The organism is Bifidobacterium magnum, assembly GCF_000741255.1.
GTDB classification, from domain to species: domain Bacteria; phylum Actinomycetota; class Actinomycetes; order Actinomycetales; family Bifidobacteriaceae; genus Bifidobacterium; species Bifidobacterium magnum.
This window is the reverse complement of sequence record NZ_JGZB01000004.1, coordinates 276,536-299,769: the sequence shown is the minus strand read 5'-3', so window position 1 is coordinate 299,769 and position 23,234 is coordinate 276,536. Positions and strand designations below refer to the sequence as shown.

At 59.6% G+C, this 23,234-nt stretch carries 18 protein-coding genes; 1 reads left to right on the top strand and 17 read right to left on the bottom strand.

Features of this window, described 5'->3' with window-relative positions:
• Positions 1 to 11 precede the first annotated feature (11 nt).
• From BMAGN_RS04820 to rplJ, 5 genes are all read right to left on the bottom strand, one after another.
• Complete coding sequence (locus BMAGN_RS04820; RefSeq protein WP_022860050.1) at positions 12 to 221, bottom strand: hypothetical protein; 210 nt, start codon at positions 219 to 221, stop codon at positions 12 to 14.
• Positions 218 to 3,847 (bottom strand): helicase, encoded by a 3,630-nt coding sequence (locus BMAGN_RS04815; protein ID WP_022860049.1) that lies wholly within the window; start codon positions 3,845 to 3,847, stop codon positions 218 to 220. The genes BMAGN_RS04820 and BMAGN_RS04815 overlap by 4 nt, the downstream gene beginning before the upstream one ends.
• A gap of 6 nt (positions 3,848 to 3,853) precedes the next feature.
• Complete coding sequence (locus tag BMAGN_RS04810; protein ID WP_026502073.1) at positions 3,854 to 5,683, bottom strand: variant leucine-rich repeat-containing protein; 1,830 nt, start codon at positions 5,681 to 5,683, stop codon at positions 3,854 to 3,856.
• 258 nt (positions 5,684 to 5,941) lie between these two features.
• Positions 5,942 to 6,319, bottom strand: a complete 378-nt coding sequence (gene rplL, locus BMAGN_RS04805; RefSeq protein ID WP_022860047.1) for a 50S ribosomal protein L7/L12 — start codon at positions 6,317 to 6,319, stop codon at positions 5,942 to 5,944.
• A gap of 107 nt (positions 6,320 to 6,426) precedes the next feature.
• The gene (gene rplJ / locus BMAGN_RS04800; protein ID WP_022860046.1) at positions 6,427 to 6,948 is read right to left on the bottom strand and encodes a 50S ribosomal protein L10; all 522 of its coding nucleotides are present in this window, start codon (positions 6,946 to 6,948) and stop codon (positions 6,427 to 6,429) included.
• A gap of 364 nt (positions 6,949 to 7,312) precedes the next feature.
• On the opposite strand from rplJ, the gene BMAGN_RS04795 reads away from it, so the two are divergent.
• Positions 7,313 to 8,230, top strand: coding sequence for a metal ABC transporter solute-binding protein, Zn/Mn family (locus tag BMAGN_RS04795; protein ID WP_022860045.1), 918 nt, complete (start codon positions 7,313 to 7,315; stop codon positions 8,228 to 8,230).
• 88 nt (positions 8,231 to 8,318) lie between these two features.
• Here BMAGN_RS04795 and BMAGN_RS04790 read toward each other — a convergent pair whose 3' ends face one another.
• The 12 genes from BMAGN_RS04790 to BMAGN_RS04740 all read right to left on the bottom strand — a co-directional run bounded on the left by BMAGN_RS04790 (position 8,319) and on the right by BMAGN_RS04740 (position 23,160).
• The gene (locus tag BMAGN_RS04790; protein ID WP_022860044.1) at positions 8,319 to 9,713 is read right to left on the bottom strand and encodes an NCS2 family permease; all 1,395 of its coding nucleotides are present in this window, start codon (positions 9,711 to 9,713) and stop codon (positions 8,319 to 8,321) included.
• 380 nt (positions 9,714 to 10,093) lie between these two features.
• A complete protein-coding gene (gene pstB, locus BMAGN_RS04785; protein ID WP_022860043.1) occupies positions 10,094 to 10,873 on the bottom strand; it encodes a phosphate ABC transporter ATP-binding protein PstB in 780 nt (259 codons plus the stop codon).
• A gap of 10 nt (positions 10,874 to 10,883) precedes the next feature.
• Positions 10,884 to 11,888, bottom strand: coding sequence for a phosphate ABC transporter permease PstA (gene pstA / locus BMAGN_RS04780; RefSeq protein WP_022860042.1), 1,005 nt, complete (start codon positions 11,886 to 11,888; stop codon positions 10,884 to 10,886).
• On the bottom strand, positions 11,885 to 12,829 hold the full coding sequence (gene pstC / locus BMAGN_RS04775; protein ID WP_022860041.1) for a phosphate ABC transporter permease subunit PstC: 945 nt from the start codon (positions 12,827 to 12,829) through the stop codon (positions 11,885 to 11,887). The genes pstA and pstC overlap by 4 nt, the downstream gene beginning before the upstream one ends.
• Positions 12,830 to 12,890: 61 nt before the next feature.
• Positions 12,891 to 14,006 (bottom strand): phosphate ABC transporter substrate-binding protein PstS, encoded by a 1,116-nt coding sequence (gene pstS, locus BMAGN_RS04770; RefSeq protein ID WP_026502072.1) that lies wholly within the window; start codon positions 14,004 to 14,006, stop codon positions 12,891 to 12,893.
• A gap of 15 nt (positions 14,007 to 14,021) precedes the next feature.
• Positions 14,022 to 14,153 carry a hypothetical protein gene (locus BMAGN_RS08610; protein ID WP_022860039.1) on the bottom strand — a complete coding sequence of 44 codons (132 nt, stop codon included), beginning with the start codon at positions 14,151 to 14,153 and terminating at the stop codon, positions 14,022 to 14,024.
• Positions 14,154 to 14,195: 42 nt separating this feature from the next.
• On the bottom strand, positions 14,196 to 14,894 hold the full coding sequence (gene mtnN, locus BMAGN_RS04765) for a 5'-methylthioadenosine/S-adenosylhomocysteine nucleosidase (RefSeq protein ID WP_022860038.1): 699 nt from the start codon (positions 14,892 to 14,894) through the stop codon (positions 14,196 to 14,198).
• A 118-nt stretch (positions 14,895 to 15,012) separates the two neighbouring features.
• Positions 15,013 to 16,149, bottom strand: coding sequence for a 3-deoxy-7-phosphoheptulonate synthase (locus tag BMAGN_RS04760; protein ID WP_162151498.1), 1,137 nt, complete (start codon positions 16,147 to 16,149; stop codon positions 15,013 to 15,015).
• Between the two features lie 123 nt (positions 16,150 to 16,272).
• A complete protein-coding gene (locus BMAGN_RS04755) occupies positions 16,273 to 18,303 on the bottom strand; it encodes an acyltransferase family protein (protein WP_022860036.1) in 2,031 nt (676 codons plus the stop codon).
• 172 nt (positions 18,304 to 18,475) lie between these two features.
• A complete protein-coding gene (locus tag BMAGN_RS04750; protein WP_022860035.1) occupies positions 18,476 to 19,600 on the bottom strand; it encodes a 3-deoxy-7-phosphoheptulonate synthase in 1,125 nt (374 codons plus the stop codon).
• Positions 19,601 to 19,938: 338 nt separating this feature from the next.
• Positions 19,939 to 21,276: a C1 family peptidase gene (locus tag BMAGN_RS04745; RefSeq protein WP_022860034.1), complete on the bottom strand. Its 1,338-nt coding sequence runs from the start codon at positions 21,274 to 21,276 to the stop codon at positions 19,939 to 19,941.
• A 123-nt stretch (positions 21,277 to 21,399) separates the two neighbouring features.
• Complete coding sequence (locus tag BMAGN_RS04740) at positions 21,400 to 23,160, bottom strand: DivIVA domain-containing protein (RefSeq protein ID WP_022860033.1); 1,761 nt, start codon at positions 23,158 to 23,160, stop codon at positions 21,400 to 21,402.
• Positions 23,161 to 23,234 lie beyond the last annotated feature (74 nt).

Below are 23,234 nucleotides of genomic sequence, written 5' to 3'. Positions count from 1 at the left end.
GGCGGCCGCACCTATTCGCGCTCTTGGAATACGCCCCAGTGCGGCGGCAATTCCCCAAGAATGCGGCGGTCGTCGTCCGCATTGCGCTGGTCGCGCGTTTGCATGTCCGAGGGCTCGAGTTTCACGCCGTCGGCGTCGAAACGTTCAGTGCCTTTCATGACCACGCGCTTGTGGACGCGCGGCGTATGGCGTTGCGGGTTGTAGGCATGCGTTTCACTCATCGTTCCGCGCTCCCGTACAGTTCGCCCAGACGCGCCACAATGCGGTCCACTTCCTTCTCGGGATTCACGAACGCGGCCACGCTCCACACGTCCATGACGGACCAGCCGAGCGATTCCATGCGCTGCGGCAAAATGCGGTGGCGTTCGCGCGTGGACGGCATGCTCATGAAGTGCGCATCGTCCGTGAACACGGCCAGCGTATATGGCTGTCCCTTGACGCCCACCACCAGCGGAATGCGAGCGCCGTCCTTGTAACCGTAGTTGACTTCCGCTTCCAGTCCGCGCTCACGCACACGTTGCGCCAGATCGTTGAACAGCACGTTGTCGAAGTTGCCATACGACTTCGGCTTGGGTTCGGGCTGCTCGTCCAGGTGCTCGGCCCATGCGAGCAACGTCTTCAAGGTCTTGGGACCTTCCTGGTGCAGGCGGTCGCTTTGCATTTCCTCACTGCTGAAGGCACTCACAATGTCGAGGGAACGGTCCGCCAACGCCAGCGCGTCAAGCAGCATGCCGCGGCCGCCGTCGGACTCGATGACGCCGAACTGCTGGAGCAGACGGCCATGCGGAGTCTTTGCGTAGCTCATGGACAGGATCACGTCGGTAGCCTGGGCGCCGGCGACATCCGTAATGTCCACAATGCGTACGTGGCGCAGGAAACGGTTCATGAACTCGTTCTTGGAAGCCAGGAGCTTGAGTTCCGCGCCCAAACGGATACGGAACGTGGTGGTAAGCGTCACCACGGTAAGCACGTATTGCGACGGCACAATCGTAAACGAGTTGGCACGCTCGGTAATGAGCTGCACAATCGCGTCGATCTCCTGCTGGCTGCTTTCCACCAGTCCGCTGGACGCCATCGACGGGATGGCGCTGGCCTCGATGTGGTGGTACTTGACGTGGCCTTGCATGCCTTCGCGAATGATGTTGAACGTCACATCGCCGTAGCCCTGTTCCTTGAGGAACGTGCTGACGCGCGGATCCCTGCGGCTCGGGCGCGGCTTGACGCCCACGCTCGGCAGCATGTCGATCAGCGTCTTGACGCTTTCGCTCGTAATCGTCTGGCGATGCGAGAGCACGACCACCTGGCGCGCGCGGCACAGGATGCTGAGCAGCAGAATGGACGGCAGGTGGGCCGCCGCGTCCACAATGGCCACGTCGGCGATCGGCACGGGGCTGATTACGGAAGCGAGCGTAGCGGGCGTCGCGATAATCACAGGTTTGGCCGCGGCCAAGATCTCGGGATGGTCGTGGTGGATGCGGTCCAGCGACACGGAGGATTCCGAGGCGAGCGCCGTATGCAGCATGTTGGCTTCCTGCGTGCGCGAGAACAGCAGGTCGCACAGCCTCTTCATGGATTCCTGCATGATCATCGGACCCACCGAGCGTACATGCTCGGTATCCACCTGCACGAAGCGGTCGGACGCGTTCTGCAGCACGGAACCGTCCTGGTTGGAAATAATGGCGGAGGAATGCACAATGTCGTCGAACACCGTGGTCCACCATGCCAAGCGCAACTCGTCGCCCACAGCGTCGGTCTTCACGTGGCGCTCGTGCAAGTCTTCCACGAGTTCCGTCAGGCCGGCCTCTTGGAATTCACGTTCGAGCACGGAGCGTTCCGGCAGCGAGTCGAGCGCCATCTGATCGTCATACAACGCCTTGAGACGCGTTTCCACGTCGTTAAAGCTCAACGATTCGAGATCGCCACCCTTGGGCGTGGTGGCCAGCAATGCGTCGAGGGCCGTCATGTTCGCAAGCAGCTCGTCTTGCGTGGCGATAATGTTGTCGAGCTTGGGCGGCAGCACGGGCCATCCGCCGCGCGGCACAAACATGCGCCACTGCTCCGCCTGCTTCTGGACCACGAGCAGCGCGTCGTGGAGGTCTTCCACTTGCGCGCCGACGCGCAGCATGCTCTTGGCTTCCTTGATATGGCGACGGCGCTCCCAATAGCCCATGTCGCTGTTGGAGGACTTGCGCTCGGCTTTGGGAAGCGTGGCTTCGAGCATCGCGTCAATATCGCGTTCGAAAATCTCGGGCTGGAACACGTCGAGCACACGGCGCAGGTTCTTGAGCACCATCACCTGGCGTCCCCATTCGGACGCCGTGTTCGGTACGGGGAAGCCGCAGGTTTCCACGGTCGACGCCACTTGGCTGCGTGTGGCGGGAAGAATCTTGTTGAGCAGGTTGACCACGCGCTGGTATGCGCCGATGGCCTCCTCCTCGGTATAAATGGACGCCTTGTACCAAGCGGTGTCATCCGGGCCAATCGTGTATTCGCCCAGTTCGCCGGCACGCTTGAGTTTCGCGGACCATTCGTCCATGTCGCGGCCGATTTTCTGCGCCACGGGCTTGGACAGGCGCACGTGCGTGACCGGATGCGTGGGCAGTTCGGAAATCTTGGCCAGATTCTGGATCGTCTGGTATGCGGAAACATTCCATGTTTCGTTCATGCCGTGCAGATCGCCCAGATATCGCGTCAGTCGCGCGCGTACGCCCACGAGTTCGTCGGCGAGCTGGTCGAAGCGCGAAGCCGCCACGGACTGCTGGAATCCCACGGCGCTGATGAGCTGGTGATCGATGGCCGCGTTCGCGTTCATGTCCGCCGCGTCCAGAACCTGTCCGTCGAGTTCGTTGGCGCGCATATTGCGCAGGAAACGGCGCCTCTGGTCCGCCACGCACGGCACGTAGAGGACGGACTTGCCCTTCATGATGCACCGCGACGCGATGGCCGCGGCCTGCTGGGCCGTATCGGTGCCCAGCGTGGCGTCGACGAACAGCGAGTGGCCCGCGGCCGTCATGTTGGCTGCATAACGCACGGTATTGTCCACGTCGCCCACTTCGTATTCGGAGTGCGGGTCGCCGTCGAACGGGCTGTATTCGTCGAGCTTGTCGTGGGAAAGCTTTTCGCGGGCGGCCTTGTCGCCGGCAAGCGCGTCGAGCAGCGTATTGCCCGTAGGGCCTTTTTCGAGGTCTTCAAGAATGACTTGGCTTTCCACAAGGATCTGCGCCGACGGGTCGATGAAGCAGCCCAGAATCACATGGTGTTCAATATGGAAGTCCTCGAACTGGGTACGCGCGGCCTTGGTGATGGCTTCCAGCACGGCGGTCGTCGCCGGGGATCCCGACGCGTAGTTGGAACCGTCGAACAGTTCGCGCTCGTTGAGGATGACGCCGTTTTCGCGCATTACGGCCACCAGCGAGGCGTTCAGGCGCGGATGTCCCGTAAACATGATCGTGGTGTGCTGTTCCACGGGATTGCCGTCCCTGCGCACATCGACGGGATACAGCAGCACAGGCATCTGGTTGCCATGCCACATGGCCACGCCCACCACCAGCGACAGTTCGGCCACACCGCTCATGCGACGCTTGGCGCCTTGGTCGTCCAAGACGCGTTCGAGCCTGCGCGCCATGGCACGCAAGGTTCCCGCTTCCTTGAACATTTCATGCAGCGTCTCGCTGCCCTTGGAAAACAGGCGCGCGATGGCGTTCGGATTGGCGCGGGACAAGTCGAGCTTGGCGGAAAGTTGTGTCAAATCTTCGAGCGGAGAGGGCACGAGATTCGCCTTGAAGTCTTGGCGCCATTGACGGATGCGCTCAAGGGCTTCGTTGGACTGCGGTTGTTCTTCAGTCATCAATGCTCACTTTCCCACTGCTTTTTTGTAATCCTCGTAGCCAGGATTGTTGGTCAATGCTTCGTCAATATCCGCGTCGCCTTGAGCCGCAAGCCATGCGTACAAGTCGTCGTACAGCGACGGGTTCATAGCCAGGAACGGCAACAGTTGCGGATGGCGCGCCATTTCGAACTGTTCGGCGAAATCGTCGCTTTGGCGTGCGTCATTCGACGTGTAGCCGTCCACTTCCACGAGTTCCTGCGGCTGGTCAAATTCGCCTTGCGAGACACGTTCAAAAATGGATCCCGGTTCGAAAGCCGGTTCATAATGAGGTTCTTCCACCGGCTGCGGCTCTTGCGCGGGGCGCTGGAAACGGCTGTAATCCTCCTGCTCGTCCGCGAACGACAGATTCATGGCCTGTGTGGCTTCCAGCGATTCGTGCGATTCGATCGGAATATAGTATTCGCCCGACTCCGGTTCCGCGGATTCCTCATCCAATGCGTCCACTTCGGATTCGAACAGCGTTGCCGTCTCATTCTGTGCCGGAATTTCCTCGGATGGCGCCGCCTTTTCGGACACTTCCTGTTCTTCGAGGACTTGCGATTCGTCTGCTACTGCGGGCTCTTCCGGTTCCGCCACCGTCCCGAACACCTCTTCAGACGCCGTTTCGGCCTGCTCGGCAGGTACATGTTCAGCGGCTTGAGCTTCTGGTTCCGGTTCGGATTGCGGTACGGCATCTTCCTGCGGCTGCGCCGACTCTTCAGGCTGTGCCGGTTCGGTATCGGCTTCGACCTGCGATGCTGCCACCACCGGTTCTACGATGACGGCTTCTTCCACCACTTCGATGACTGGAGCAGGAGTCGACTGTTCTACGGCTACCGTGGCGTCCGCTTCCGGCACTTCAGCGGCCTGCGCCGGTTCTGCCACAGGTTCCGGTTCTTGTGCCTGCACGGGTTCTTCCACGGCATGGCGAGCTTTACTCGTCACCATGCTTTGCGGTTGGAAACGCATGGCCTGGGCCGCGGCCTGTACAGGATCTTTGGGCGCGGGCATGGCAGCGCGCGGCGTGCGCACTACAGGGGTCTCGGCGCCCTTGTGTCGCGGACCCGAAGTGACACGCGGCACGAATTCCTCAATCTTGGGAGCGGGCTCTTCCATTTTGCCGGCCGCAATGTCTTGCGCGTCGGCGAACAGGTCGCGCGGATGCTCCTCGGGATCGGCTTCCTCCTCGCTTGTCCACGATTCGGATGTCAGCGGCGCGGCCAGCGGGTCGAATGGCGTAAAACTGCGCTGCTGGGCTTGGCGCAACTGCTGAGCGCGGCGCTTGACCGATTCCGCGTTGAACAGGTTGGTCGGCTCGCCCGCGCGCAAATTGAGAATATTGTCGACGGAGATCTGCGGATCCGCCTCCTGGGACGGCTGCGCCGCATGATCGTCGGTCGCATAGTCGAACAGGTTAGGCACATGGAACTGCTGGCTTTGCATACGCATGGGCTGGGCGATCAATTCGACGGCCACATCGCCGAGCATAAGGCGCGCGGACGCGCCATGAATGCGGAAATCGCGTCCCGCCGGCAGCGCGTCAAGCTGGCTGCCCGTGTGCACAAAATAGGTTCCGTTTGTTGAATTGAGATCGCGGATGATCGCGGACCCGTCAGACTTCACTGTCAATTGGGCGTGCTTTTTGGACATGGAACGCGTATCGTCGGTAATCTCCACGCGCCGGTACAGGCCTTGCGGCAGCGGACGAATTGGTTTGCGTCCGATTTCCACAGTCTCCCCGGGCTCCACTACCGCCGTGTTAGATCCATCAACACGAATCACCCACTGCATTGCCGTTCGCTGGTCACCGCTCACCGTACCGGCCTTCCTTCCGCAATGTAGCTACCGCTACTTTCCATTACAAGGTTCACCGCAGAAAACGCGTGGTGGATCGATTCGCCCCGCGTGCTGCCCATCCCTTGTATTCTACGCTACCGTACAACAACCCGGATGCGCGCCATTACGCCATAATTCCTCAAGGTTTTCCTCGACTATAACAAAACCCCTGCAAGCGATAGCTCACAGGGGTTTTGTTCTTAAGCTAATAAGCGATAGCGGCTCAAGCCGCGATTATCACTTGAGCTCGACGGTAGCGCCGGCTTCTTCGAGCTGAGCCTTAGCCTTCTCAGCGTCTTCCTTCTTAGCCTTCTCCAGGACCGGCTTCGGAGCGCCGTCCACGAGAGCCTTGGCGTCAGCCAGGCCGAGGTTGGTGATAGCGCGCACAGCCTTGATGACCTGGATCTTCTTGTCGCCAACGGCGGACAGGATGACGTCGAACTCGTCCTTCTCGTCCTCAGCAGCAGCGGCCGGAGCAGCAACAGCAGCCATGGCGACCGGAGCGGAGGCTTCCACGTCGAACTTCTCTTCGAAGGCCTTGACGAACTCAGAGAGCTCAACGAGGGTCATTTCACCGAAAGCTTCGAGCAGCTCATCGTTGGTGAACTTAGCCATTATGGCTTCCTTTCAATCGTGGCGCGGATTGGGTAATTAATCGTTTCCGCACCGAAAATTTTATATTGTTTTCCGAATTGATTCTCATGCGGCGAGCCGCAGAACAATCAGGCAGCCTTTTCCTGCTTCTCGCGCAGCGCGTCGACGGTGCGAACCATCTTCGTCGGCAGGGCGTTGAACAGACGAGCAGCCTTGGACATGGTGCCCTTGAGTGCTCCAGCCATTTCGGCAAGCATTTCTGGACGAGACTTGAGATCTGCCAGCTGCTTGGCACCCTCAGCGTCGTACACGGTTCCGTCTGCGAAACCGCCCTTGACGATGAGAGCCTTGTTTTCCTTGGCGAAGTCACGCAGAACCTTGGCAGCGTCGATGTAGTCGCCCTTCACGAAGACGACTGCGGTCGGGCCGGCGAGCATCTCATCGAGACCCTCGATGCCGTTTTCCTTAGCTGCAATGCGGAACAGCGTGTTCTTTGCCACGGTGTAGGAAGTATCGCGGCCTAGCTTTTCACGCAGATCGGAAATCTGCGGAACGGTAAGCCCGCGGTACTCGGTCAGGTAGATTGCGTCAGCGCCACGGAACTCATCCGTAAGCTGAGCGACCACCGCTTCCTTTTCGGGCCTCTTCATGGCGTTCCTTCCTAAGTCGGCCGTTGACTTTGGAACTCGCGCCTAGGCAATAAAAAAGCCCTGCACACAGGCAGAGCACACTCGCACATCCAAAACATGGACTCATATGTTCAACCTGCGCTGGCTTGGCGAACCAAACTTCGGAAAATCGTAACGATCTTCAACCAACGGTCTGTGGTTTACAAGATATAGAACCTACCAATATGATCGGACGGACGTCATGTATGCGGCGTGTCGTCTTATATATTCCCAAGTTTCGATTGAAGGGGAATCCCCTCCCCCTACATATCGGGAAATCTTTATAGTAATAGACAAGCACTAGAAATCAGTACCATCTTGCAAATTTGAGAAGGGGTGAGCCTTCATGAAGAAAATCGTTCGCATGATCACGGCGATTGTGGCGGGCGTGGCCATGGTCGCGGCCGTAAGCGCGTGCGGATCCTCGGACTCGTCGAAACAGTCCTCCGGGAACGCGTCCGGCGACAAAGTCATCACCGTGGTGGCGTCCACGAACGTATGGGGATCGTTGGCCAAGGAATTGGGTGGCAAATATGTGGACGTGACGAGCATCCTGAGTTCCACGGGAGTCGACGCGCACGACTACGAACCCACCACCAGCGACATTGCCAAATTCGAGAACGCGCAGGTCGCCATCGTCAACGGCGCGGGATATGACGCGTGGGCCAGCAAGGCCACGTCGAACAAGCAGATCGTGATCGACGCCGCCCAGGAAGGCGGCAAGAAGACGGGCGACAATCCGCACGTCTGGTTCTCCTCCAAGGTCCGCGTCTCCACTGCCGACGCGATTACGGCCGCCTACGAAAAGCTCATGCCCGAGCACAAGGCCGAATTCCAGAAGCTCAACGAACAATGGCAGGCCAAGGAGCAGGATCTGGAACAGGAAATGAAGGAAGTGGCCAAGGACGACAAGCATTTGTCGTATGCGGCGACGGAATCCATCGCCGACTATCTGGCGCAGGACCTAGGCCTGACCGACAACACCCCGGAAGGCTACAAGAACGCGACGGCCAACGAAAGCGAACCGAGCTCCGCGGACATCAACAACTTCATGACGCTGCTCAAGAAGGGCGACGTGAACATGGTGATCGAAAATTCGCAGGAGCCGTCAAACGCGACGGACGAGATTCTCAACGCCGCGGATTCCGGCAACATTCCCGTAGTGGACATTACGGAACAGATGCCGGGCAAGTACAAGAGCATGACCGACTGGATCAAGGACATTGTCAAGCAGGTCCAGGAGGCCCAGCAGAGCGACAAATAAGCGGTACCCGCTTATGAAAAGAGGCCCGTCGCTGCGGCGACGGGCCTCTTTTTTAATGTTTACCACACCAATGTTATGCAAGTTTTCCTTACATAACAGCCACAGAGATGAAATCAATGATAAACAGGGCCGAGACAATCCATACGATCGGATGGACTTCCTTGGCGCGGCCCTTGACGGTCTTGACGAGGCAGTACATGATGAAGCCGCCGGCGATGCCGTAGGAGATCGAGTAGGCGAACGCCATGAAGACCGCGGCGAAGAAGGCCGGGATAGCTTCGGAAATGTCGGCCCAGTCGATATCCCTGAGGGACGCGATCATCATGCAGCCCACGATCACGAGCACGGAGGCCGTCGCGGCGCCCGGAATGGCGGAAATGACGGGAGCGAAGAAGATCGAGACGACGAAGCAGGCCGCGGTGACCACGGAGGTCAGGCCCGTACGGCCGCCGGCCGCGATGCCCGCGGAGGATTCCACGTAGGTCGTGGTGTTCGACGTACCGAAGATGGAGCCGATGGAAGTCGCGATGGAGTCGGCGAACAGGGCCTTGTCCATCTTGGTCTTGAAGCCGGAACCGTCTTCCACGGATTCCTCGTCAGCCTTGGAGAAGATGCCCGTGCGGCGGCCCGTGCCAATGAAGGTGCCGATCGTGTCGAACACGTCGGACATGGAGAATGCAAAAATCGTGACGAGCACGAGCGGCAGGCGCGCCGGGTTCGAGAACAGCGCGACGAAGCCTTCACCCGAGAACAGTGCACCGAACGTTTGCGGCAGCTGGGCGAAGGTCTCGCCCAGGGACACGGAGTCGCCCATCGTGGTCAGGCCCATCGGGATGCCGATCAGCGTGGTGACGACGATCGAGATGAGCATGCCGCCCTTGACGTGCAGCACGGTGAAGATGATGGTGAGCGCCAGGCCGATGAGGAACAGCCAGATGGTCGGCGTATTGAACACGGCCAGTCCCGGGGTGGCGCCCGTGGCGAAGCCCTGGGCCGCGGCGTCGGCGTCCTTCGTAGTGAACTGGAAGAAGTCGACGTTCAGGAAGCCCACGTAAGCCACGAACAGGCCGATGCCGGCGCCGATCGCGTGCTGCAGCGATTCAGGAATCGCCTTGATGATCATTTGGCGAATCTTCGTGACCGTGATGAGAATGTTGATCAGGCCGCACAGGAACACCATGGCCAAGGCTTCCTGCCAGGTGAAGCCGAGACCGAAACATACGGTGTAGGTGAAGAATGCGTTCAGGCCCATGCCCGGAGCCAATGCATACGGAACATTGGCGAACAGGCCCATGATAAGCGTGCCGATAACCGATGCGATGATGGTGGCGAGGAATACGCCACCCCAAGGCATGCCCGTTTGGCACAGGATTTGCGGATTGACAATGATGATGTACGACATCGCGAAGAAGGTGGTCAAGCCGGCCACGACTTCGGTGGATACCGTAGTACCGTTCTTTTTCAGCTGGAAAAACTTCTCCATTAGAACCCGATTTCTTTCCGTAATTCTCTGCTGTACCCTCTAATTGCCGTCTTGCGCCTCCCCAATAGGAAAAGCCACCTTGAAAAGGCTTGGGGAATTTCGAAGACCCTTTGAACCTAACAAAAACCCGTTTACAAAAATCGGGCCGTTCCACAGTAAGAAATCGTTGAAATTCCGCCGTTTACAGACCTGTAACACAGGAAAGAACCGGCGCATTGCAATAGGTAAAACGTTACCCCAGTCCATTCGCGGTTCCACAATGCGAACAAACGGCGTCCGTATAGCAAGAATGTGAGAAAAATCCGGCGTGGCGCGCGTTTGAGCATAAAAAAGCCGGCCATGGCGTTGCCATGACCGGCCAATTTCTGGTCCGTTGCCGATCAGCCGAAGCGGCCCGAGATGTAGCGTTCGGCTTCTTCGTTCTGCGGGTTCGAGAACATCGTGGTGGTGTCCGCGAAGTACTCGAGATGGCCGGGCTGGCCCACGGCCTTGAGGTTGAAGAACGCCGTGTAGTCGGCGATACGCGCGGCCTGCTGCATGTTGTGCGTGACAATCACGATCGTGTAGTCGCGCTTGAGCTCGTTGATCAAATCTTCCACGGCCAAGGTGGAGATCGGGTCAAGCGCCGAGCACGGCTCGTCCATCAGCAGCACGGACGGATGCACGGCCACGGCGCGCGCGATGCACAGGCGCTGCTGCTGGCCGCCCGACAATCCGATGCCCGGGTTGTCCAAACGGTCCTTGACTTCATTCCACAAGTTCGCGCCGCGCAACGCCCATTCCACCAAGTCGTCGGCGTCCGACTTGGCGATTTTACGGTTGTTCAGGCGCGCGCCAGCCAGCACGTTCTCGCGGATCGACATGGTCGGGAACGGATTCGGGCGCTGGAACACCATGCCCACGTCACGGCGCACGGCCACGGGATCGACATCCTTGGCATACAGGTTCTGGCCTTCCAGCAGCACCTCGCCCGTGCAATGGGCGCCCGGAGTGATCTCGTGCATACGGTCGAGCGTGCGCAACACGGTGGATTTTCCGCATCCGGACGGCCCGATGAAGGCCGTCACCTTGTTCGCGTCGATATGCATGTTGACGTCTTCCACGGCGAGGAAGTTGCCGTAGTAGATGTTCAGATGGTTAATGTCTATACGCTGTCCCATATTCGTTCCTCTACCGTTTCGTCTCTACCGAGAAGATCTTGGCCACGATTCGTCCGATGAGATTGAGGATCAGCACGATCACAATCAGCATCAATGCGGCCGACCACGCGCGTTGCATAGGAATGGCCGCCACGCAGGAAGCGCCCGCATCCTCGGGGCAGTACGCGCGGAACTTGCTGTATTCCTGATACACATACACTGGCAAGGTCGTCATTTGTCCCGAGAACAGGTTCATGTTCGTGGACACGATATATCCCGCGGTAAGCAGCAGCGGCGCGGTCTCGCCGATCACGCGCGCAATGGCCAGAATCACGCCGGACACGATGCCCGGCAGCGACGTACGCAACACCACTTTCGTAATCGTGCGCTGCTTGGTCACACCCAATGCCAGCGACGCTTCGCGCAAATCGTTGGGCACAATCTTGAGCATTTCTTCCGAGGTCTTGACGACGGTCGGAATCATGAGCAGCGACAACGCCACAGAGCCTTCAAAACCGTTGGCCGTGCCCGGGCCGCCAATAATCGTGAACACGGAGAACGCGAACAGGCCGGCCACAATCGATGGAATGCCGCTCATCACGTCTACAAGCAGGCGGATCGTTTTCGCCAGCTTGCCGTCTCCCGAATATTCCACGAGATACACGGCGCACAGCAAACCGATCGGAATGGAAATGACCATGGCGCCCAACGTGATTTCGAGCGTGCCGATAATGGCGTGCAAAATGCCGCCGTATCCGCCGCTGGCCGTTTGCTGACCGCCAATCACGTTCGTCATGTTATGGCTCAGGAAATCCCAGTTGAAACGCTGCGCGCCTTTGACCAGCGTGGTCCACAGCACGGAAATCAACGGGATCAACGCCACAATGAACGCCAGAATGATCAGCGCGTGCATCAATCCGTCTTTGCGCTTGCGCGCGGCCAACGAGGAACGTGACGGCTTGAACTTGTCCCAGTCGATCACGGGCGCGTAAGCGATACTGCCGTCGTCTTCGGCGGTTTTTCGCGGCGTACTCATTTCACACTCGCTTTCTGGGTAATCTTACGGGCCAACAAATTCACCAGGAAGGTGAGCACGAACAATACCAGGCCCGTGGCGATAAGCACGGATACGCCCAGACCGTTCGCCTCCGGGTACTGCGCGGCAATATTGGCCGCGATGGTCTGGTTCTGGGAGGCCTTGAGCAACTGGACCGAGTACGTAAGGCCGGGAGAAAGAATCATGAGCACGGCCATCGTCTCACCCAGCGCGCGGCCCAAGCCGAGCATCGAGGCGGAAATCACGCCCGACTTGCCGAACGGAATCACGGCGAGCTTGATCATTTCCCACTTCGTGGCGCCAAGTCCCAGCGCGGCTTCCTGCAACAGACGCGGCGTCTGCTGGAAAATGTCGCGCGAAATCGACGTGATAATCGGCAGGATCATAATGGCGAGCACCACGGAAACACTGGCCACCGTACGGGCCGGGTTCGCGGCGGGACCCGCGAAAATCGGGATCCATCCCAAATATTGCGCCACCCAATTCCAGAACGGATAGATTGCCGGGACCAGGACCAATCCGCCCCACAAACCGTAGATTACGGACGGGATGGCCGCCAGCAGATCCACAATGTAGTTGAGTACGGTAGCCAACTTCTTGGGCGCGTAATGAGAAATGAACAACGCGATGCCCATCGACACGAAGAACGCGACAACCAGCGCGATCGCGGCCACCAACACCGTACCGAACAACAGCGGCCCCACATATCCCCAGAAACTGGTGATCTTGCCGCCCGTAAACTTGCCGATCGTGTCCGCCACATCCTCATGGTTGCCGCCAATCGCGGGCCATGCGCGCACGAACAGGAACACCGTCACCGCCGCGAGCACCACAAGAATCAGGATGCCGCACGCGTACACGATGCCACGAAATACCGTGTCGAAACGTTTGCCGCTCACGGGTTTCGTTAACGAACTCACCTTCACTCCTTTCCCCACATGCTGGGGCGCCCGCACCGGCGCGACGCCCTCTTGTTCAGGGCTAATTCATCGCCTCGATCGAGGCTTCCACGGCGTCCGTAATATTGCTGGGCAAAGGCGCGGAGCCCGTCGCCTTTTGCGCCGCGATCTGTCCGGGCTGGGACGTGATGTAGGTCAGCCACGCCTGGGCGAACCTGCCCGTATTCTCGTCCTTGTATACGGGGCACGCGATGTCGTAGGAAATCATCACGATCGGATAGGCGTTCTCCGCCTTCGTGTTGTGGTTGATGGCCACCACTACGCGGTTGGCGCCCTGCACGGATTCGTCGATTTTGGAGTCGACCAGCGCGTTGGACGCGGATTTTGCGGAAATCGGCACGTAGTCGTCGCCGACTTTCACGGCCACGGTACCAAGTTCGCCCACCTGGGACAGATCAGCGTAGCCGATCGTGCCGTTGGCTTGCGTAATCGTGCTGACCACGCCCGACGTGCCTTTCGCGCCCTGGCCCAGTTCGTTCGGCCAGTTTTCGGAAAGATCGTATTTCCAATCATTTCCAGCGGCCGCCTTCAAATATTCCACAAAGTTGAGCGTGGTGCCCGACTTGTCGGAACGATGCACGATCGTGATCGGCAGATGCGGCAACGTCACGTCCGGATTCTGCTTGGCGATGGCCGGATCGTTCCATTGTGTGATGGAACCGTTGAAAATCTTGGCGATCGTGGAAGCGTCCATGCGCAAATGCTGACCCGTGTCGGACACGCCATTGAGGTTGAACGCCACCGCGATCGGCGTGGCGTATACGGGAACGTCGAAGGCCGTGCCTTCTTTGCACACGGATTTGGACTCGTTGACTTCCTCATGGTCCAACGGCTTGTCGGAACTTGCCCACGCCGTGGCGCCCGTAAGGAACGTCGTTACGCCCGCGCCCGAGCCGGACGGGTTGTAGGAAATCTTGGCTTGGGGATTGACACGCTGGAATCCCGAGATCCACGCTTCCACCGCGGCCTGCTGGGAAGAGGCTCCCGCGCCCGCGAAATTGCCGGAAATCTCGGTTTTCGACGACGGCACGGTATCGGGGTCGTCAATCGCCGCGTTGTCTCCGCACGCGGCCACCGAGCCGAGCAACGCGACACCGGCCACTGCGGCAACGATCCGTCGAATCGTTGATGTGCTCATAGCGTCACGTTCCTCCTACTTCTTCTTACGGTATTCATCGACGTAATGCTTGATGGCGAACACGGCCACCACCACGGCGATCACGGCCACAATACCCCATGAAGGCATGAGGTCGGTGACCATCGACATTACTTCTTCAGTGTTCATCGCTAATCCTTAGCTTGTTCCCGGTCACATGCGGCCGATTGGTCACATGCGCTTGAGAATGGCCACGGCAAGCTTAGCAGCCGTGTCCGCATATTCGGTGACATCGAAGTCCTTGAATTCCTCGTAGTCGGTGTCGGCGTTGTCGCTCATCGCGCGGATCACGAGCGACGGAACGTTGTTGCGCTCGGCGACATGGGCCACGGCGGCGCCTTCCATTTCCACGGCGTCGGCCTGCGTGGTGTCCTTGACTTCCTTGATCTTCGCGGGGCTGTCCACAAAGTAGTTGCCCGAGGCGATCGTGCCCTGCATGTGCTTGATGCCCATGTCTTCGAGCGCTTCCTCGGCCATGTGCATGAGGTTCGGATCGGAATGGAATTCTTCGGTGCCCGTCCACTGGCCCACCAGGCGCATGTCCGTGTCAAGATAGCGCAGCGTGTTGCCCAAAACAATGTCGTTCGTATGCAGTTCCTTGTTGAGGTTGCCCGCAATGCCCGAGAAGATGATCGCGTCGGGCTCCAGCAAGTCCACGAGGTACTGCGTGGTGGCGGCCGCGTTTACGAGGCCCATGCCGCCCACCGTGACGCCGACTTCAAGCGTGCGGCCGGAATCGGCCTTGTAGGTGCCGCGGATCACGTTGAGGCTGGCGGCCTTCGTGACAGTCACGTCGCTCAACGCGTCGGCGATATGCGCGGCTTCCTCGTCCATGGCGCTGATGATGGCTACCGTTGCGTAATAGGTCATAACAAGTTCCTTTGTTCCATAACAATCGTGCTAAAACCCATACTACGGCGCAGTCTCTAACGATACGTTCACTCACGCGTTGAGCGTCAACGCGCGGCTCGGCCCAAAAATCGCCACTTCACACCCACCGGCGCGACTGGACGCTTTCGGCAAGCTCGAACAGCAACTTTTCCGTTTCATCCCATCCGATGCACTTGTCGGTAATGGATTTGCCGTATACGAGCGTGTCCAACGGCCCCTCAGGCTGGTTGCCGGGTTCAATGAAGCTTTCCATCATGATGCCCGCAATACCGCGCTCGCCTTGCGCAATGCGCCCGGCGATATTGCGTACCACGCGCGCCTGCTGGACGTCGTCCTTGCCCGAATTGCCGTGCGAGCAGTCCACAATGAGACCACAGGCCGCGGCGGAATCGGCCGGCATCGTCTTGCGGATAATGGCCAGCGCGTCCGACACGGACTTGGCGTCGTAATTGGGACCATGAATCGAGCCGCGCAACACCACATGGCAGTCGGGATTGCCGAGCGTTTCCACGGCGCACGCCCTGCCCTGATGGTCGATACCGAAGAACGTGTGCTGCTGGGCGCTGGCGAAGCAGCCGTTGACGGCGGCCTTTACCGAACCGTCGGTGGCGTTCTTGAAACCGATGGGCATCGACAGGCCGCTGGCCAGTTGCCGGTGCACCTGACTTTCCGTATTGCGAGCGCCGATCGCGCCCCAGCTGACGGCGTCGGCGATGAACTGCGGACTCGTGGGTTCAAGGAATTCCGTGGCGGCGGCGATGCCGCGGTCGAGCACACCCAGCAATGTTTTGCGCGCGAGCACGAGGCCCTTGGGAATGTTGTGCGAACCGTCGATGTCCGGATCGTTGATCAGGCCTTTCCATCCGACCGTGGTGCGCGGCTTCTCGAAATACACGCGCATCACGATAAGCAGCTCCCCTTCGACCTGCTCTTTGACGCGCGCGAGACGTTCGGCATAGTCGAACGCGGCGGCCGGATCGTGCACGGAGCACGGACCTGTAATAACCAACAGGCGGTCGTCCTGCCCATACAGGCATGCGCGGATTTCGTCGCGCGAATAGAGCACCACGTCGCGCGCTTGCGGGGAAAGCGGATATTGCGACAGCATGGACGCCGGCGTGGGCAGCGGATCAAGCTCGAGCACACGGCGGTTGATAATGCGGTCGATGCCCACTTGGTCTTCCCAGCGCGGCAGGTCGGCGACCTCGGTGAACGGGTCGCCGCCTTCCTGCATCACTTGATGCACGGCATCCAATTGTTCCGCATCCAGACGCAACGAGGCTTCGCTACGCTGTGCGGAGGCTTGCGAGGCGTTGGCATTCTCACGATTCATGCTGCCCAAGCATAACAGGTATGACTATTGGGCGCCGCAAATGGCCGCATAGATCATGTTTCCGTACGCCACCTGTCCTATTGGGGACAAGTGCGTGCCGTCGTCGACGAGATATTCGGGGTGCTGTCCCGACAGTCCGTTCCAGTCGATGATGCCCATGTTCGGATATTTCGGCGCCATTGCGCGCAACGTGGCGATACCCGGATCCACCCAGGCGACAGGCGCTCGCGGAGTGACGAAATAGATGGGAAGGTTTTGCGCGCTGTCCATCATCGCCCTGACTTCGTTCTCTTCAATCAGATCGTTGGCTCCCAGCGCCACAATCACAATTTGCGGATGGTCGGCGGCAATAGAGTTGCGTACGATATCCACGCCGGCCAGGAACGAGCGCGACACTTGGCCGTCCACGATGGCGTTCGGGAAATGCTGTTGGATGGCGGGAGCCGCCCCGACCGTCACCGAATCGCCCACGATCAGCACATGCGCGTCGCATGTGGCGTCTTGCGCATTGCAATTGCGCGGCACTTGCGCCAAGTTCTGCGGAACTTTTTCGGCCTGCGGATGCGGACCGGCCTGTTGCGCGGCCTGCGATTGACCGTCCTTGGGCTGCGACTTAGGCTTGGGCTTGCTCACCGCGGGAGCCGCCAATTCCGGGCGCAACTGTATGGCGCGCGCCTGCACGATCTGGTTCCAATTCAGCGGCGCGAATGTGAGGGCCGCCACGATCACGGCGCCAATCGCACCCAGCACTATGGCGCTCGTGCGCAGGCGGTGCGCGCGGCTCGTGCCGTTGAATGTCGCCGTACGTCTGCCGTGCCACGTCCACATGTCCGGCATGCTCGGCATATTCGGCATGCGCAAACGCGACGCCCAGGCGGGCGCATGGTCACGGGCCATGCCCGCAGTCGTACGCAATTTCGGCACGACCACCGCACGCCACCATTCACGCAACGAAATATGGGACCACGGCAGCACAGGCGTTCCGCGGAACGCTTCGACAAACTGGTAGAAGATCTCCCCCACTATCAAAATCAGCAGGAATTGGAGAATCCACTCCCACCAATGGATCGGAGTCGTACGTGTGGCGGGATGCATCACTTCCAGCAACGGATAATGCACCAAATACAGCGAGAACGAGCGCGAACCCAAATACCGCAACGGTTTGATCGACAATGCGTGCGAGAACCACGAAGGCGTCGTGCAGCAATATACGACCAACGCGCCCAACAACGCGAACACCAGCAGTCCGCCACGGTATAGGCCCGCGGACTGTCCGTCGACGGTAACGAACGCGACCATATAGATCACAATGGCGGCGCAACCGAGCCACGGCAGCACGCGGTTCCATACGGGACGCATGGCGATACGCGCCGTACGCTGCACATTGACCGTCAATAACGCGAGCAGAGCGCCCACCAACAGCTCGGCGGCACGCGTGTCGAGTCCGTAATAAACGCGCGACACATTGGCACCGTTCCCGAACAATACTGCCATTTCTATGGTGGACAGCGCGATCAGCACACCCACGCCGGCAATCAGGCGTTTGCGCGAATGCAACGCGATCATGAGCGCCACAAGCACCACGGGCCACAACACATAGAACTGCATGATCAAGCTCGTGTACCACAAATGGGTTAATGGGCTCGGCAGGCCGGCCGCCGCGAAATACGAATCGTGACGGAAAATGTACACCCAATTGCTTGCGAACAGCGCGCTCGACAGCGCGTCCGACTTGATTTTGAGCAGCAGCGACGGCAACCAGCAGTACATGAGCAGCGCCGCGAACCCGATGGTCGCCAACACGGGCGGCCAAATGCGCGTCAGACGCTTGCGCAAATACGCGACATAACGGAACTTCTGGCGGCCGATCTCGCTATAGACGCTGCGCGTAACGAAAAAGCCCGACACCACGAAGAACAACGTGACGCCCAGCAAACCGCCTGGCAACATGGAAGGACGCGTATGGTAGGCGATTACGCCAATAATCGCGAGCGCACGCAATCCGTCAATGCCATTGAAATGGCGGGATTGCGTGGATCGAATCGTACGCGCCATTATATTTGTGCCCCTTCTGCGTCCCATCATGACTTGCATATCAATATTGGCCAGAAGGCATGACGAGATACGCGCTTGGCGCTCGCGTTTCTCTTGGGGCAGTCGGCACATTATGCTCGGCGCGCGACTCTACTTGCGGCGCTTTACGCGCGAACCTTACTTGCGACGAATCTTACTTGCGACGTTCGGCGACGGCCGCGGCAAGTTTGCGCAGCACACGCTCCGTTTCATCCCATGGCACACACGGATCCGTGACAGACTGGCCGTACACCAGCTGATCAAGAGGGCCGGGCTTCTGGCTGCCGCCCACGAGGAAGCTTTCCATCATGAGACCGAAAATGCCGCGCTCGCCGGCCGCGATACGGTCCGCGATATTCTCCACCACGCGCACTTCCTGCTCAGGATCTTTTCCGCAGTTGCCGTGCGCCGCGTCCACCATAAGCCCCACATTGTTCGGGCCGTCCGCCTTGGACTTGCGCAATGCTTCCAACGCTTCCTTTACGGAAGCCTCGTCATAGTTCGGGCCCTTGTTAGATCCGCGCAGCACGATATGGCAGTCCGGATTGCCCTTCGTCTCCGCGGAAATGACATGGCCGTCGAGGTTGATGGACAGGAAGTGGTGCTCGAAACCGGCAGAATAGCAGGAGTCGGCGGCGGGCTGCACGGAGCCGTCCGTCGCATTCTTGAATCCGATCGGCATGGACATGCCGCTAGCCAGCTCGCGGTGCACCTGGCTTTCCGTATTGCGGGCGCCAATCGCGCCCCAGCTGATCAAATCGCACAGATACTGCGGCGTAATCGGGTCGAGCCACTCGATGGCCGTGGGCAGTCCCTGGCTCAGCACATCGGTAAGTACCTTGCGTGCAAGCCACATGCCCTTGCGGATGTCGAACCGGCCGTCAAGATCGGGATCGTTGATCAGACCTTTCCAACCGATCGTGGTGCGCGGCTTTTCAAAATACACACGCATCACAATAAGCAGCTCGTCACGCACTTCGGCGGACAGCTTCGCCAAGCGTTGCGCGTATTCGTGCGCGGCTTTCGGATCATGAATCGAGCACGGTCCCACGACCACCAGCATGCGGTCGTCGCGGCCGCGAATGATGTCGCGGATCTCCTGGCGCGACGTGAGCACAAGATTGCTCATCTTGGGGGTAAGCGGAAGTTCGCGAATAAAATATCGCGGCGCCGGAATCGGATCGAGCTGGCGGATATTGACGTCGACGGTTTCGGGAACCACCGCGTCCGCACGCAACTGCATATCCTGTGAACTGTCTGGACCGCGCATCGCATTCATCGTCTTGTTCCTCCGCAGCTTCTGTATCCGAGCTTCCGTTTTCGTATATCGTTTTGTTGTCGGTCCGTTCACGCTCACCGTATTTCGGCACCAATCCGCTGTGCCGCCCGCGCGAAGAGACTCTCGAACGTCTAATATAGCCATACGCGGGCGCTATGGATACTCGAATTCCCAATTTCTACGCAATCTACGCGTCTTTTCTTTTTTACTTTCACTTGCGCCTGTTAGATGCAGCTGTACCATCATCGACGCAAACAGAAAATAAAAACGGACGCCCGCGCCATAATGACGCGAACGCCCGCAAATTAAGCTGGAATCAAACCAGGATTAGCCCACAATCAGGCCAAAGCGCCCATTGGATCCCAAGCCGGCAGCATGGTCGCCGGCTCGTCCAGAGCGGCCTGGTACTCGGCCGGCAGCATGGCCTTCGGCACGGCTACTTCGTACACGTACTGGCTGAACCAGTCGTCACCCATCGTGAAGTAGCCGTGGTCGGCAATCTTGCTGCCCCACGAATTCTCCACGCGCCAACGACGCGTCGTCTTGCCGTCGTCGGCCACATCCACGCCCACGAACGCCATCGCGTGGTTCATGGCGGAATCGGCGTAACGCACGCGCTCTTCCTTGTCCATGTCGAAGTCCACGCCATACACGCGGCCGTACTCGAACAGGTCGGTGGCCCACTCGCCGGACTCGCGGTCCATCATCGGGTGGCAGTCGGCGCCGAACCAAACCGGGATGCCCTGCTCCACGAGAATCTGGCGCACGCAATCCTTCATGAACTGCACCGGCACGTTGAGGTACTCGGTCGGGTCTCCACCGGCCACGTTGTTCAGGTGCTCAATGCCGATCTTCTTGCCCTTGGCGTGCTCGGAACGCGGATCGTCCACGAGGCACACGTAGCTTTCCAGATCCGCGTCGCCTACGTACTTGTTCCAGAACTCGACAGGCGTCAGCTCGCCATCGCGGTGGAACTCGCCATCGGCGTCCGTCCACTCCCAGTCAAATGACTTCGGCGGCTCGCCCAAGTGGATCGTCAGGATGCGGTGACCGGCGGCCACAGCTTCCTCAATGATCTCGTCGATGCGGTTCGGCTCCTTCTCCATGTGGGCCACGGCCGTGTGCAGCATGTGGCGCAGCTGCGTGTTGAGTTCGCCCGTGTTCTTGGAGGATTCCGTCTCCGGGTACAGGTCCTTCGGGACGGCGCCGTACTTCTTGTAGATGTTCATGGCCATCGTCCACTGGCCACCGTCGCCCATCACGTCGGACAGCATGTGCTGGAACAGGCGCGAATCGGTCGGCTCGCCCGCGCGAATCAGGTCGGCGATGTCGTGCATAAAGTAGTTCACGCGCTCCAGCTTGTCGAAGTACATGGCGTAGTTCTGCGAGAACTCGAACTCCTTGAGGTTCATGTTCTGCTTGGCCACGAAACGTGCCACGTTCAGCGAGCTGAACAGCCAGCAGCGGCCCGAACGGTCCTGGTGCGTCACTTCGCCGTTGTCCACGATCGTGGAGAAGCGGTGCTGCAGCAGGCGTTCGCGATCGTAGTTGCGCGCCACCTTCTGGATGCCGGCGGCCGTTACCGCGTTCATCACCAAACGGTCGTGCGGGGTGCTGTCGAACTTGTCGCGCAGGTCCTGCAGACGGTCACTGCTCAATGGCGTGATGTCAGACATAGTGCTCCTTGATTCATATCCTTCTCTGCCACCATACAAATCGGCACCTCGCCGTTTCCAGCGGGGTGCCGTTGTTCATGGTTGATTTCAGTGTAATCTCAGGTATGGCTTACACCGCGACGCTCACTCGTTGGGAGTGACCATCTTGAGTACCGTCGTCTCCTGTTCGTGCGAATCCGTTTCCGCAATCTGCTGAATTTCCACGGATTCACCCGTGTCGTCGCTGTCTTCCGGTTCCGGAACTTGCGCGAATTCCTCGGCCGGCTGCTCGTCGGCATGGTCGACGAGTTCCGCCTCGCCCGTGTTGTCCGCTTCCGGATCTCCGTCCACGTCGCCGACGAAGTTCGGCTCATCCTGGGAAGCCGGCGTTTCGACTACGGCCACCGACTCTTCCACTACGGCGTCCGTGTGGCGCTTGTTCGACGGCGGGAACGACACCGGCATGTCGGCGTGCAGATCCGTCGGTTCGTCGTCGTCTTCGTCGGAGGCGACGATCGGCTCGTTCGAAGCGACCGCGCCCATCGATTCCATGACGCTGCCGAGATCTTCCGTGGCGTGCACGGTGGCGGAAGCGTTGGCGTCGTTCGCAACAGCGTTCATGATCGGCAGGTTCATCGGCGTCGGTTCCGGTGCCGGAGCGCCGAATCCGAAGCCGGCGAACGCGTTGGAGAACATGGAGCGCAGTTCGGAAACGCGCTGCGTGATGCTCGCCTCGCGGGCCTGCAGCTCGTCGATGCGGTTCTGCAGTTCGTCAAGCTCGCCCTGGGCCGCCTTGCGGCGATCCTCAATCTGCTCACTAGCCTGCTGCTGCGCCTTCTCCACGATGGTCACGGCCTGATCGTCCGCGTCCTTCTTCTTCGTCTTGGCGTATTCCTCGGCTTCGTCGCGGATCGACTTGGCCTCGTTGACGAGCGACTCGGACTCTTCCTTAGCTGCGGCACGGCGCTCTTCCAAGGATTCGAGCAACTCCGCGACCTTCTTCGTGGCGTCGTCCTGCTGGGCGGCAATGTCGGAGCGGATCTGCTCGACTTCGGCCTTCACCTGGCTCATCGTGCGAGTACGGTCCACTTCGGCGTTGTCGGTGATCTCCTGGGCGTGGCTCTTGGCCGCATCCGTGATCTCACCGGCCTTGCGCTGGGCTTCCGTCATCATCTTGGACACCTGTTCGCGCACATCCGCGAGCTTCTTGTTGGCGTCCGTGAGCGCGGCCTCGATCTGGTCGTTCGTCTCGCTCTTGAGGCGCGTGATCTCCTCGTTGGCGGTCTTGCGCTGTTCGGCGATGGCCTGGGCGGCCTCGGCTTGCTGCTCGGAAAGTTCACGTTCCTGCTGCGAACGCTCGGAAGCCAAACGCTTGTTGTGCTCTTCACGCGTGTTCGTCAGTTCCAGGTCAAGCGCCTGACGCTGGTCGGCAACCATCTTCGAAGTCTGCGTGCGCATACGCTGGGCGTCATCCTGCGCCGTGCGGACGATGGAGTCGGCCTTGGCCTGCGCGTCGTTGACGAGCGTTTCCGATTTCTTCGTCGCCTCTTCCACCATACGCTGGGCGTCCAGCTTGGCGTTGTTGAGCAAGGTCTGCGCCTGGGAAGCGGCTTCCTTGCGCGTGGAAGCGGCGTCCTTCTTGGCGCGTTCGAGCAATTCACCGCTCGTCTGTTCGGCCGACGCGAGCATCTGCTGCGCGTTGGCGCCGAGCGATGCGAACGTGTTGTCCTGGTTGCCGCTGCTGTTCTTCGCCTCCTGCACCTGCGCCTGCAGTTGCAGAATCGTGTCGTCGCTGGCCTTTACTTGTTCGCGAAGGCGGGAGATCGTCGTCTGCGCGACAGACAATGCCTCGTCCACCCTCTCTTTGTCGTAACCGCGCAATACGACAGGGAACCGATCCACCATCGTCTATATCCTTTCGTTCAACCGAGCCCACCGCCCGCAACTGTTTCTATTCATACCATTTTCATGATTATGGC